The sequence below is a fragment of the Paracoccus fistulariae genome (assembly GCF_028553785.1).
In the GTDB taxonomy this organism is placed as follows: domain Bacteria; phylum Pseudomonadota; class Alphaproteobacteria; order Rhodobacterales; family Rhodobacteraceae; genus Paracoccus; species Paracoccus fistulariae.
The window spans coordinates 2,480,302-2,492,326 of the sequence record NZ_CP067136.1 but is presented as its reverse complement, the minus strand read 5'-3'; the positions used below and the strand labels follow the sequence as shown (position 1 = coordinate 2,492,326).

Here is a 12,025-nt window from a genome sequence, read left to right as displayed (position 1 = left end):
TTTATCCTTTCCGGCCGGACAGCACACGCCCCACCAGCTGCGCCGTATAATCAACGATTGGCACGATCCGCCCATAGTTCAGACGGGTCGGCCCAATGACGCCTACGGCGCCTACAATCTTTCGGTCGGAATTCATATAGGGGGAAACCACCAAAGCGGAACCCGAAAGTGAAAAAAGCTTGTTCTCGGATCCGATGAAGATGCGGACGCCTTCGCCCTGCTCGGTCAGTTCCAGGAATTCCACGATGTCGCGCTTGCGTTCCAGATCGTCGAACAGCACGCGGATGCGGTCCAGATCGGCCACTTCGCTGTCCAGAAGATTTGCGCGCCCCCGCACGATCAGGCGCGGATCCGTGGTTTCGGTATTCCAAAGCGCCAGACCGGATTCGACCAGTTCAGCGGCCAAAACGTCCAGTTCGCGCCGCCGCGTCGCAATTTCGCGGGCAATCTGACCGCGCAGCTCTGCCAATGTCTTGCCCGCTGCCATGGCGTTGAGGAAATTGCCGGCCTCGCGCATCGAGGAAGGCGTCTGGCCGGGCGGCGGGGTAAAGATGCGATTCTCGACATGGCCGTCATCGAAGACCAGCACCACCAGCGCGCGATCAGACCCAAGGCTGACAAATTCGATATGACGGATCGGCGCCTCATGCTTGGGCATCAGGACCAGCGACGCCCCGCCCGTGATCAGGCTGAGCGCCGAACTGACCCGGTCCAGCAGGACGCCCGTTTCCGGATCGTCATTGCCCAGCGTCTGTTCGATGGCGGCGCGGTCTGTGGGGGCGACCTTGTCCACCTCCATCATGCTGTCGACAAAAAGCCGCAGGCCCAGATGCGAGGGCAAGCGCCCGGCCGATGTATGCGGACTGTTCAGCAGGCCCATCAGCTCCAGATCCTGCATGACATTGCGAATCGTCGCGGCGCTGACCTTTTCCGACAGGGTGCGGGTCAGGGTGCGCGAGCCGACCGGCTCACCCGTGTCCAGATAGCTTTCGACGACCCGGCGAAAGACTTCGCGGGACCTGTCGTTCAACTCATTCAGCAGCGTTTCTTGGCTCATTTCCCCATCGGGCTTGCGTCATAGGGTTGCAGGACGGTATTGGGCTGCCAATCTTCACGAAAAAGGACAACCCTCATGCGCCCTTCTGGACGGAATCTAAGCCAAATGCGCCCGATTTCAATTGAAACCGGGGTGATGCGGCATGCCGAAGGGTCATGCCTGATCCGTTGCGGCAACACCCATGTGCTGTGCACGGCCTCACTGGAAGAGAACCCGCCCCGGTTCCTGAAGGGCACCGGGCTGGGCTGGGTCACGGCGGAATATGGCATGCTGCCCCGCGCGACCAATACCCGCAACCGGCGCGAGGCCGCGCAAGGGAAACAGTCTGGCAGAACGCAGGAAATTCAGCGCCTTATCGGTCGCAGCCTGCGCGCAGGCGTGGATCGGGTGGCGCTTGGCGAGCGGCAGATCACCGTGGATTGCGACGTGATCCAGGCTGATGGCGGAACGCGCTGCGCCTCGATCACCGGGGGGTGGGTCGCGCTGCGTCTGGCGGTGAACAAGCTGCTGGCTTCCGGCGCGATCAGCAGCGATCCGATCATCGATCACGTTGCCGCTGTCAGCTGCGGAATCTACGCCGGCCAGCCGGTTCTGGATCTGGACTATGCCGAGGATAGCGAAGCCGGCACCGACGGCAATTTCGTGCTGACCGGCGGTGGCCGCCTGATCGAGGTGCAGATGTCGGCCGAGGGGGCCACCTTCTCTCGTGATGAGATGACGCAGCTTCTGGATCTGGCCGAGGTCGGCATGGCCGAGCTGGTCGCCGCGCAAAAGGCCGCGATTGCATGAGGAAGTTCACCGAGCAGAAGCTGCTGGTGGCGACCCATAACGCCGGCAAGCTGGCCGAGATGCGCGCACTGCTGGCGCCGCGCGGAATCGAGGTTGTCGGCGCCGCCGAAATGGGTCTGAGCGAGCCGGTCGAGACCGAGGATAATTTCGTCGGCAACGCCCGGATCAAGGCGCGCTCGGCGGTGGAGGCCACCGGCCTTCCGGCCCTGTCCGATGACAGCGGCATCAGCGTCGATGCGCTGAACGGCGCGCCGGGCGTCTATACCGCCGATTGGGCCGAAACCGGCAATGGCCGCGATTTCGCCATGGCGATGCAGCGCACCTGGGACGAGTTGGAAGCGATCGACGCCCCTGCCCCGCGAAAGGCGCAGTTCCGCTGCACGCTGGTGCTGATGTGGCCCGATGGGCATGACGAGGTATTCGAGGGCGTTCTGCCGGGTCAGGTGGTCTGGCCGCCGCGCGGCGCCGAAGGTCACGGCTATGATCCGATCTTCATGCCCGATGGCGAAGAGGTCACGCTGGGCGAAATGTCGGCAGAGCGCAAGAACAGCCTCAGCCACCGTGCCCGCGCTGTCAGCAAGATGCTGGAGGGCAGCTTTGCGTAGGATCTCGACCGGGTCGCCCTTCGAAGAACGTATGGCCTATAGCCGGGCCGTGGTGAAGGGCGACTGGTGTTTTGTCTCGGGCGTAACCGGATATGATTATGCCAACATGACCATGCCCGATGATCCGGCGGCGCAAGCCCGGAATTGTTTCAGGACCATCTTTCAGGTTCTGGAAGAGGCCGGTTTCGGCGCCGAAGACATTGTGCGGGTGCAATATACCGTCACTGATGCGGATCTGGTGGATCGGATCGCCCCCGCCCTGTCCGAGGCGCTGGACCAGATCCGGCCAGCAGCAACCATGGTAATCGCGGGGCTGATCAAGCCGGAAATGAAGGTCGAGATCGAAGTGACCGCGTTTCGGGGATGAGCGTCACCGCCGCACATAGCGCCGCGCCCGACGAGGATTGGCGGGCGGGTGGTTTCGGGCTGTATGTCCATTGGCCCTTTTGCGCCGCGAAATGCCCCTATTGCGATTTCAACAGCCATGTGGTGGCGTCGGTCGATCAGCGCCGTTGGGGCGATGCTTTGGCCCGCGAGATCGCGCGTCTTGGCCAAGACATGCCGGGGCGCGTGCTGGGCAGTATCTTCTTTGGCGGCGGGACGCCCTCTTTGATGGCACCCGAGACGGTCGATACGGTTCTGCAGGCCGCGCGGGCGGCATGGGGGTTTCGCAACGATATCGAGATTTCGCTGGAGGCGAACCCCACCAGCGTCGAAAAGACCCACTTCGCGGGCTTTGCCGAGGCGGGCGTCAATCGCTTGTCGATGGGGATTCAGGCGCTGAATGACGTGGATCTGCGTCGGCTGGGGCGGATGCATTCCGTGGCAGAGGCAAAGGCCGCTTTTGAGGTCGCGCGGGCGACCTTTGACCGTGTGAGCTTCGATCTGATCTATGCGCGGCAGCAGCAGACCCGGCAAGAATGGCGGGCGGAGTTGCAAGAGGCGCTGTCGATGGCGGTCGACCACCTGTCGCTTTACCAGCTGACCATCGAGCCCGGCACAGCCTTTGGCGCGCGCGCCGCGGCCGGGAAGTTGCGCGATCTGCCGGATGACGATCTGTCGGCAGATATGTATCTGGAAACGCAGGATATTTGCGCCGCCTCCGGTATGGACGGCTATGAGACCTCCAACCATGCCCGGCCAGGCGCCGAAAGCAGGCATAACCTTGTCTACTGGCGTCAAGGGGACTGGGCAGCGGTTGGCCCAGGCGCGCATGGCCGCATCACGGTGAATGGCACGCGCTACGCGAGCGAGGCATTCATGGCGCCCGGCGAATGGCTGAACGCGGTCGAGCGCGACGGAAACGCCGAGTCCCTTCGCGAGGCGCTGTCATACGAAGAGCAGGCGACGGAATATCTGCTGATGTCGATGAGATTGGTCGAAGGTCTGGATGAGGCGCGCTATGCAAATCTTGCCGGAAAGCCATTGAACGAAAACAGGATTCAGCAGTTAATCGACCTTGGAATGGTCGAACGGGGCCAAGGTCGTTTGCGGGCAAGCAAGGATGGTCGTCCGGTATTGAACGCAATCCTGCGAGAGTTGGCGGATTAAGATGCGGATTTTGTGGTTTACGATTGGCGCCATCGCCCTGTTGGCAGGAATTATCGGGATCCTGCTGCCGATTGTGCCGACGGTCCCCTTCCTGCTGGTGGCAGTCTGGGCCTTTGCCCGCAGTTCACCCCGGCTGAGGCAAAAAATCCTGTCTCATCCGAAATACGGTCCGCCGATCCGTGCCTGGGAAGACCACCGCGCGATTGGGCGCTGGGCCAAGATCTGGGCCGTCGTCGCAATGACGGTCGGCGTCTTCATCGCTTTCTTCATCGGCTTGCCGATCTGGTGGGTTGCGACGCAACTGGGCATATGCACCGCTGTCGGCGCCTATGTCGTTACGCGTCCCGAACATTAAGAATTCGGATATGTAGGGGTATACAGGTTTCGATACCCCTACATGTGGCCCTATCGATCCCCACCGAGCGCCTGACACAGAAGATCAAGCTGGTCGAGATCGCGATAGGTGATCGAGATGGTGCCGCCATCCAGCCCGACATGATTGATCACGACTTTCATCTTCAGATGAGCCGAAAGATCGGCTTCGAGCGCGCGGGTATCTGCGTCTTTCTCGGCGGCCGGGCGGGGATTTGAGGTCGCGGATTTCGCAACGCTGGGCTCTGACTTCTTGCGCACCAGATTTTCCGTCTCACGAACAGAGAGGCCCTTGTCGATCACCTGACGCGCAAGCGCCGCGGGGTTTTCCGCGGTGATCAGCGCGCGCGCGTGACCTGCGGATAACTTGCCCTCCTTCACGAAATCCTGCACCGAATCCGGCAGATTCAGCAGGCGCAACAGGTTGGCAATATGGCTGCGGCTTTTGTTCAGCGCTTCCGCCAGCTTTTCCTGCGTATGGCCAAAGCGGTCCATCAGCTGTCGGAAGGACGCCGCTTCTTCGATGGCATTCAGATCGGCCCGCTGAATATTCTCGATAATGGCGACTTCCAGAACTTCGGTATCCGAGAACTGGCGGATGATGACGGGCAGTTCATGCAACTGCGCCATCTGCGCGGCACGCCAGCGACGCTCTCCGGCGACGATCTGATAAAGGCCCTCATCGCGCGGATGCGGCCGGACGATCAAAGGCTGCAGGACGCCGTGCTGCCTGAGCGAGTCTGCCAGCTCTTGCAGTGCATCCGGGTCAAATTGACGGCGCGGCTGATCCGGGTTCGCAGTGATTTGCTCGATCGGGATCATCGTCCGGTCGCGGGTTTGTTCCGGCGCATTGGCCGGGGTGTCGATATCCATATCCGCCATCAAGGCGGAAAGCCCGCGACCCAGACCCCGTTTTGCGGCTTTATTCTCAGACATCAGGCGTTCTCCGGCACGAGTTTCAGGCGTTGGGCAAATTCTTTTGCGAACTGTTCATAGGCTGCGCTGCCCTTTGAACTGGGATCGTAGAGAATAACCGGTTTGGAATGCGAGGGCGCCTCGGACACGCGTACATTGCGGGGGATGACGGTCGGGAAGACCAGATCACCCAAGGTCGCGCGCGCGTCAGCCTCGACCTGCTGAGACAGGTTATTACGGTTATCCGACATGGTCAGAAGGATCCCGTTGATCCTGAGGTTCGGATTGCCTGTCTGCCGAACATGCTTCACCGTCGTCAGAAGCTGCGAAAGACCTTCGAGGGCGTAAAATTCTGCCTGCAGAGGTACAAGAACGGCATCCGAGGCAACCATCGCGTTCAGCGTCAAAAGACCGAGCGCGGGTGGGCAATCGATCAGGATGATTGTGCCAGCCTCGGCCTGTGACAATTTCTGCCGCAGAAGGCGGGTCCGATTTTCAGCCTGTGCCAATTCAACATCCGCCGACGAAAGGTCAGAAGTCGCCGGCACGATAAGCAGGTTTTTGATCGAGGTCGGCTGAGCGCAATCTTGCAGGGTTTCCGGACCTGCCAGAAGATCATAGACGGTCCGTTTGCGCTGATCTGCCTCGATTCCCAGACCTGTTGACGCATTCCCTTGCGGATCAAGGTCAATCAGGATCGTTTTATGGCCAGAAATTGCGAGTGCGGCGCCCAGGTTGATCGCCGTGGTGGTCTTGCCGACCCCGCCTTTTTGGTTGGCGATCGCAACGATACTGCTCTCAGACATAGCTAATCCTGCTGATTTCCAAAATTGCTGCCCCGTCCTGCGTCGAACTGGGATGGGCATTGACGTTGAATCGCCAGTTTTGGCCCGCTTCCGCCAGTTCCGACTGCCATTGCTGGCCCTTCATCAGCCAAGCTTGGCCGTCTGGCGCCAGATGACGTTGAAGATATGGCATGAGGCGGGGCAGCGGGGCAAGTGCTCTTGCACTGATATAAGCGGCATTCAGCGGGTCTATTTCCTCAATCCGAGCCGTTTTGACAGAGGCGTTTTTCAGCCCCAACTCGCGGATCACCGTGCGCAAAAACACGGATTTGCGCTGATCGCTTTCGACAAGAAGAAATCGCGTGTCCTGATCCGCATTGACAATCGCAATGACCAGACCTGGTAGTCCGCCTCCACTGCCGAGGTCAGCCCATAGACCACCACTGGGCGCTATATGTTGCGTGATTTGAAGGCAATCTTCGATATGTCGTTGCCGAAGGTGCGGCAGCGAGGAAGGCGCGACCAGATTGATACGCGGATTCCAACGCCTGATAAGGTCCTCATAGCCCTCCAGGCGGGCCATTGTTTCACGTGAAACACCGTCCATCACGCTTCCCGGCGACGCCCGCTGCGCGCAATGGCAAGGATCAACGTCAAAGCTGCCGGTGTCATCCCTTCGATTTTTGCAGCCGCTGCCAGGGTCTGTGGCCGCGCCTGCTGCAGCTTGCTGCGCAATTCGCTCGAAAGCCCGGAGATATTCTCGTAATCCATCCAATCGGGAAGTTGCACTGCCTCATCTGCGCGCAACGCCTGCGCATCCTTTTGCTGCCGATCCGTGTATTGATGGTACAGCGCATCATTTCGCAGCTGTTCGATAGTCCCTTTCGGCACCAGAGAAAGCTTTGGCTCAAGCGCCAAAGCCGCATCTGGATCAACATCCGCCACCCCGAGCAGCGCAAAAACTGAACGCATCTGACCGTCCTGGCGAACCTTCAGACCGTGACGCTGGAGTTCAGTCGGAGAAAAAACCGCCTCCTCTGCCGTTTTTCTGGCGGCGCAATAATGCTGCTGCCGTTCCTCGAAATACTGCCGCCGTCTTTCCCCGACGCATCCCAGCTTGATGCCAAAGGGCGTCAAGCGCTGATCCGCGTTATCGGCCCGCAGTGTCAGGCGGAATTCAGCGCGTGAGGTGAACATGCGGTATGGTTCGGTCACGCCGCGCGTCGTCAGATCGTCAATCATGACGCCGATATAGCTGTCTGCGCGGCTGAATACCGCAGGTTCACGTCCTTGCGCCGCCAGCGCAGCATTCAACCCGGCGACCAATCCTTGCGCTCCGGCTTCTTCATATCCAGTGGTCCCATTGATCTGACCTGCAAGATATAGTCCCTGGACATCTTTCAATCGCAAATCCGCATTCAATGCACGTGGGTCGACATAGTCATATTCCACCGCATAGCCGGGCTGCAAAATTTCGGCATGCTCCAAGCCTTTGATCGTTCGGACATAGGCCTGCTGCACGTCTTCCGGCAGTGAGGTCGATATACCATTCGGATAGACAGTCGGATCGTCCAGACCTTCAGGCTCCAAAAAAATCTGATGGGAATCCTTATCGGCAAAGCGGATGACCTTGTCCTCAATTGATGGGCAATAGCGGGGGCCACGCCCCGAAATATGCCCGCCATACATCGCCGAGCGAGAAATATTTTCGCTGATAATTCTATGGGTTTCGACATTCGTGTGGGTGATACCGCAAGAGATCTGACCCGCGCTTGGCCCGACGCTCAGATAGGAAAAGACTGTCGGGGCGTCGTCGCCAGGCTGTTGCTCCAGCACGTCCCAGTCAATTGTCCGTCCGTCCAGACGCGGCGGTGTCCCGGTTTTCAGTCGGCCAAGAGGCAGATTGAACTGACGTATCCTGTCCGCCAGACCGTTAGATGCCTTACCCCCCCATCTTCCAGCGGCGCGGCTGACATCCCCGATATGGATCACGCCATTCAGGAAAGTGCCTGTTGTCAAGACGACCGCACTGGCCGAGATTTGCGTGCCGTCAGCCAAAACGACACCTGACACGGAACGGCCGTCAGAGATGAGATCGGACACTTCACCATAGATCAGCGACAGGCCATCGGTGGATTCCGCGGCCAACATGGCTTCCTGCCGGTACAAGGCGCGATCCATCTGCGCACGCGGACCCTGCACCGCTGGCCCCTTGCGGCGATTGAGAAGCCGGAACTGAATACCTGCGCGATCTGCGATACGACCCATTAAGCCATCCAGCGCGTCAATCTCACGTACCAGATGCCCCTTTCCCAAACCGCCAATCGCGGGGTTGCAGGAAAGGGTGCCAATATCCTCGGGCCGCATCGTTACCAGCGCAGTCGCCGCGCCCAACCTCGCTGAGGCTGCGGCAGCTTCCAAGCCGGCATGACCACCGCCAATGACAATCACATCGTAATGTTTCACGTGAAACACCCTATTTCCCGATACAGAATGAGGTGAAGATGACATCCAGATACTCTTCCGCACCGATTCTGCCAAGTAAACGATCAAGTGAATTTGCAGCGCGACGAATTGCTTCCGCCAAAAGCTCTGGCGGCAGGCCCTCGATCTCGGAAATTGCCAATCTCGCATCCATCAATGACAGAAGTTGCCGTTCGTGACTGACCAGACCTGCACCGGATATACGATCGGATAGGATCAGGTGTAGTTGCTCCAAAAGCTGGTCAATCCCCTGACCAGTCACGCTTGAGATGGCGTCACCCCGCCCTGAGTCTAGATCGGCCTTGCTCCTTACCAGGATATCCCCCTCTTGCCAGAGCGACGGATCACACTCCCCCGTCTCCGACAGATGTAATCGCAGGTCGGCAGCCATCGCGCGTTGTCTTGCGCGATCAACACCCATTCTCTCGACATGGTCCGAACTCTCCCGCAGCCCGGCAGTGTCAAGCAATGTCACGGCTAAACCCTTCAAGTCTATCCGTAATTCGATGATATCGCGTGTCGTCCCCGCGATATCCGACACCAAAGCGACATCTCGTTTCGCGATGCGATTGATCAGGCTGGATTTACCAGCATTCGGCGGCCCGATAACCGCCACCTCAAAACCAGCTCGAATGCGTTCTGCGGCGGCAAAGCCAGAGATCTGGGTCGTCAACTGCTGGTGCAAATCGGCCAGAATGCGGAATACCTCGTCAGGCACATCTTCCGGCACCTCCTCATCCGCGAAATCCACGCTGGATTCCACCAACGCACCCGCCCGAATCAGCATCGAGCGCCAATCCTCGCTCCGGCGTCCCAATTCGCCGCCCGACAGACGTAGTGCCATCCGGCGCTGCGCTTCGGTCTCTGCCTCCAACAGATCACCAAGCCCTTCAACCTCGGCCAGATCCATTTTACCGTTCAGAAAGGCCCGACGGGTAAATTCCCCTGCTTCGGCGGGGCGCATCCCCTGCTCGGCGAAGAAACGAAGGACGCGGCGAACAATAACCGGCGCGCCGTGAAGCTGCAGCTCCGCAACCTCTTCTCCGGTGAAACTATGTCCCGATTCAAACCAAAGAACCAACGCGTGATCCAGAAGATCATCGTGATCCCTCAGCGCGCGCATGTAGACCTGCCGGGGTTGTGGCAGGCTGCCTGCCAGCGCTTCAACAGCGCTCCGCGACCCGGAACCGCTAAGTCTGATAATGGAAACGCCACCCCGTCCGGACGGGGTGGCTTCAGCAAAAATCACATCCATGATGCCTCGTCAGGCGTTCATTGAATCGAAGAATTCAGAGTTGGTCTTGGTCTGTTTCAGCTTCGAAATCAGGAATTCGATGGCATCGGTGGTCCCCATCGGGTTCAGGATCCGACGCAGCAGATAGGTCTTCTGCAGATCCTTCGCATCGACCAGCAACTCTTCCTTCCGGGTACCGGATTTCAGAATATCCATGGCCGGGAAGACGCGCTTGTCAGCCACCTTGCGATCAAGCACGATCTCGCTGTTGCCGGTGCCTTTGAATTCTTCAAAGATCACCTCATCCATCCGAGACCCCGTATCGATCAGCGCCGTCGCAATGATCGTCAGCGAACCACCCTCTTCGATATTCCGCGCCGCACCAAAGAACCGCTTCGGCCGCTGCAACGCATTCGCATCGACACCGCCGGTCAGAACCTTGCCCGAACTCGGCACGACAGTGTTGAACGCCCTACCAAGTCTTGTGATCGAGTCCAGCAGAATAACAACATCTCGCTTATGCTCGACCAGGCGCTTGGCCTTTTCGATCACCATCTCCGACACTGCGACGTGACGGCTGGCCGGTTCGTCAAAGGTCGAAGAAATCACTTCACCGCGCACGCTGCGCTGCATATCGGTGACCTCCTCTGGGCGTTCGTCAATCAGCAGCACGATCAGATAGCATTCGGGATGGTTCCGCTCGATCGAATGGGCGATGTTCTGCAGCAAGACGGTCTTACCCGTACGCGGCGGCGCCACGATCAGCGACCGCTGCCCCTTCCCGATCGGCGCAACCAGATCGATGATCCGGGCCGAGCGATCCTTGATCGTTGGATCTTCGATTTCCATGTTCAGTCGCTGGTTCGGATAAAGCGGCGTCAGGTTGTCGAAGGCGACCTTGTGACGGGCGCGCTCTGGCTCTTCGAAATTGATCCGCTCCACCTTGGTCAGCGCGAAGTAACGCTCATTCTCGCCAGGCGCGCGAATGACACCCTCCACCGTATCGCCAGTCCGCAGCGCATGCTGACGGATCATCTCGGGGCTGACATAGATGTCGTCCGGACCCGGCAGATAGTTCGCCTCGGTCGAGCGCAGGAAGCCGAAACCGTCCTGGACAACTTCCAGAACGCCCTCGCCACCAATATCCCAGCCCTCTTCGGCATGCTCTTTCAGGATCGAGAACATCATCTCGCCCTTGCGCATGGTCGAGGCGTTTTCGACTTCCCATTCCTCTGCCATGGACAGCAGATCGGCCGGGCTCTTCGCCTTGAGATCGGAAAGGTTCAAACGTTCTTCGGTCATATCATTCACCTGAGGCCACGCTGCGCGGGAGCAGCCGGTCTGTCACTTCATGCAATGGGAATTCCCTTACCGGACGGCAGGGCTTGCGGCGCAGATAAGGCGCGAACGCGTGAAAGTCAATCGACCGGTCAGAATTTCACGATTACCGAAAGGACGATCACGAACATCAGCAGTGTCGGAACCTCATTCATCATTCGATAGCGTCGTCCGCTCAATGCCTCTCCGGCTTTCAGCAAGCGCCGCTGACGGGCGCACCACATGTGAAACCAGGTCATCGCCAGAACAGCCACAGCCTTGCTCCACGGCCAGATCATCGACCAGGAGACAACACCCGGCGTCAGCACCAGACAAAGCCCGGTCAACCAGGTGACGATCATGGCAGGGTTCATGATCAGCTTCAGCAGCTTCTGTTCCATGATGACGAAGCTGGCCGTTGGTTCACCGGCCACCGCAGCCCGTTCCGCGTGATAGACGAACAATCTGGGCAGATAGAACAGCCCGGCCATCCAGGAGATCACGGCCATCACGTGAAGCGATTTCACGTAGGGGTAAAGCAGGCTCAGCAGATCAGTCATTCGCTCCTCTGTCCCAATCTTCATATATAAAAGGAAAAGAAGAAAAGGATGTTGTTGATGTAGGGCCTGTGGACAGTCGGATAAAGCAGAAACGCACAGGATCATCCACGAATTATCGCCTGTGTATAACTATGTGTACAGTTCCTGAAATGTCAAAATACTTAAATAATTTCAAAGTCTTGATCTATGGATAACTTTCATCTCAACATCCGGCAAAGAAGGTTACCCACAGCAGGCTGAATTTTGCGATTGCGTTTGTCCCTCTGTGGACAGTCGGCACTCGTTCGCGATAGGTTCCAGATGGAATTTGCGGGTGCCGAACTGTCCCCACGGATTCACACAACTTACAGACCGAT

13 protein-coding genes are annotated in these 12,025 nt (G+C 58.8%); 5 read left to right on the top strand and 8 right to left on the bottom strand.

The genetic code is table 11. The features are described 5' to 3' along the window. Position 1: 1 nt before the first annotated feature. Entirely contained in the window at positions 2–1,057 is a 1,056-nt protein-coding gene (gene hrcA, locus JHX87_RS12300; protein WP_271883986.1) for a heat-inducible transcriptional repressor HrcA, read from the bottom strand. Between the two features lie 75 nt (positions 1,058–1,132). On the opposite strand from hrcA, the gene rph reads away from it, so the two are divergent. From rph to JHX87_RS12275, 5 genes are read left to right on the top strand one after another with little or no spacing between them, the layout of a single operon-like run. Next, positions 1,133–1,846: a ribonuclease PH gene (gene rph / locus JHX87_RS12295; protein ID WP_271883985.1), complete on the top strand. Its 714-nt coding sequence runs from the start codon at positions 1,133–1,135 to the stop codon at positions 1,844–1,846. After that, entirely contained in the window at positions 1,843–2,451 is a 609-nt protein-coding gene (gene rdgB / locus JHX87_RS12290) for an RdgB/HAM1 family non-canonical purine NTP pyrophosphatase (RefSeq protein WP_271883984.1), read from the top strand. The genes rph and rdgB overlap by 4 nt, the downstream gene beginning before the upstream one ends. Next, positions 2,444–2,818 carry a RidA family protein gene (locus JHX87_RS12285; RefSeq protein WP_271883983.1) on the top strand — a complete coding sequence of 125 codons (375 nt, stop codon included), beginning with the start codon at positions 2,444–2,446 and terminating at the stop codon, positions 2,816–2,818. Before rdgB ends, JHX87_RS12285 begins: the two co-directional genes overlap by 8 nt. After that, positions 2,815–4,002 carry a radical SAM family heme chaperone HemW gene (gene hemW, locus JHX87_RS12280; protein WP_271883982.1) on the top strand — a complete coding sequence of 396 codons (1,188 nt, stop codon included), beginning with the start codon at positions 2,815–2,817 and terminating at the stop codon, positions 4,000–4,002. The genes JHX87_RS12285 and hemW overlap by 4 nt, the downstream gene beginning before the upstream one ends. Before the next feature lies 1 nt (position 4,003). Continuing rightward, complete coding sequence (locus tag JHX87_RS12275) at positions 4,004–4,357, top strand: YbaN family protein (RefSeq protein ID WP_271883981.1); 354 nt, start codon at positions 4,004–4,006, stop codon at positions 4,355–4,357. Positions 4,358–4,407: 50 nt separating this feature from the next. Here the strand turns inward: JHX87_RS12275 and JHX87_RS12270 are convergent, their stop codons facing one another. The 7 genes from JHX87_RS12270 to JHX87_RS12240 form a co-directional block, all read right to left on the bottom strand. Beyond that, on the bottom strand, positions 4,408–5,310 hold the full coding sequence (locus JHX87_RS12270) for a ParB/RepB/Spo0J family partition protein (RefSeq protein ID WP_271883980.1): 903 nt from the start codon (positions 5,308–5,310) through the stop codon (positions 4,408–4,410). Next, positions 5,310–6,095, bottom strand: a complete 786-nt coding sequence (locus JHX87_RS12265) for a ParA family protein (protein WP_271883979.1) — start codon at positions 6,093–6,095, stop codon at positions 5,310–5,312. The genes JHX87_RS12270 and JHX87_RS12265 overlap by 1 nt, the downstream gene beginning before the upstream one ends. After that, on the bottom strand, positions 6,088–6,681 hold the full coding sequence (rsmG, locus tag JHX87_RS12260) for a 16S rRNA (guanine(527)-N(7))-methyltransferase RsmG (protein WP_271883978.1): 594 nt from the start codon (positions 6,679–6,681) through the stop codon (positions 6,088–6,090). Before rsmG ends, JHX87_RS12265 begins: the two co-directional genes overlap by 8 nt. Further along, positions 6,681–8,540: a tRNA uridine-5-carboxymethylaminomethyl(34) synthesis enzyme MnmG gene (gene mnmG / locus JHX87_RS12255; RefSeq protein ID WP_271883977.1), complete on the bottom strand. Its 1,860-nt coding sequence runs from the start codon at positions 8,538–8,540 to the stop codon at positions 6,681–6,683. Before mnmG ends, rsmG begins: the two co-directional genes overlap by 1 nt. Positions 8,541–8,550: 10 nt before the next feature. Then, positions 8,551–9,813 carry a tRNA uridine-5-carboxymethylaminomethyl(34) synthesis GTPase MnmE gene (mnmE, locus tag JHX87_RS12250; RefSeq protein WP_271883976.1) on the bottom strand — a complete coding sequence of 421 codons (1,263 nt, stop codon included), beginning with the start codon at positions 9,811–9,813 and terminating at the stop codon, positions 8,551–8,553. Positions 9,814–9,822: 9 nt separating this feature from the next. Then, positions 9,823–11,094 (bottom strand): transcription termination factor Rho, encoded by a 1,272-nt coding sequence (gene rho, locus JHX87_RS12245; protein ID WP_271883975.1) that lies wholly within the window; start codon positions 11,092–11,094, stop codon positions 9,823–9,825. 128 nt (positions 11,095–11,222) lie between these two features. Continuing rightward, positions 11,223–11,669 (bottom strand): CopD family protein, encoded by a 447-nt coding sequence (locus JHX87_RS12240; protein WP_271883974.1) that lies wholly within the window; start codon positions 11,667–11,669, stop codon positions 11,223–11,225. Between the last annotated feature and the right edge of the window lie 356 nt (positions 11,670–12,025).

Coding starts and splice junctions, on each gene's coding strand:
- hrcA (WP_271883986.1), bottom strand. CDS start 1,057: ATGAGCCAAGAAACGCTGCTGAATGAGTTGAACGACAGGTCCCGCGAA.
- rph (WP_271883985.1), top strand. CDS start 1,133: ATGCGCCCTTCTGGACGGAATCTAAGCCAAATGCGCCCGATTTCAATT.
- rdgB (WP_271883984.1), top strand. CDS start 1,843: ATGAGGAAGTTCACCGAGCAGAAGCTGCTGGTGGCGACCCATAACGCC.
- hemW (WP_271883982.1), top strand. CDS start 2,815: ATGAGCGTCACCGCCGCACATAGCGCCGCGCCCGACGAGGATTGGCGG.
- JHX87_RS12275 (WP_271883981.1), top strand. CDS start 4,004: ATGCGGATTTTGTGGTTTACGATTGGCGCCATCGCCCTGTTGGCAGGA.
- JHX87_RS12270 (WP_271883980.1), bottom strand. CDS start 5,310: ATGTCTGAGAATAAAGCCGCAAAACGGGGTCTGGGTCGCGGGCTTTCC.
- JHX87_RS12265 (WP_271883979.1), bottom strand. CDS start 6,095: ATGTCTGAGAGCAGTATCGTTGCGATCGCCAACCAAAAAGGCGGGGTC.
- rsmG (WP_271883978.1), bottom strand. CDS start 6,681: ATGGACGGTGTTTCACGTGAAACAATGGCCCGCCTGGAGGGCTATGAG.
- mnmE (WP_271883976.1), bottom strand. CDS start 9,813: ATGGATGTGATTTTTGCTGAAGCCACCCCGTCCGGACGGGGTGGCGTT.
- rho (WP_271883975.1), bottom strand. CDS start 11,094: ATGACCGAAGAACGTTTGAACCTTTCCGATCTCAAGGCGAAGAGCCCG.
- JHX87_RS12240 (WP_271883974.1), bottom strand. CDS start 11,669: ATGACTGATCTGCTGAGCCTGCTTTACCCCTACGTGAAATCGCTTCAC.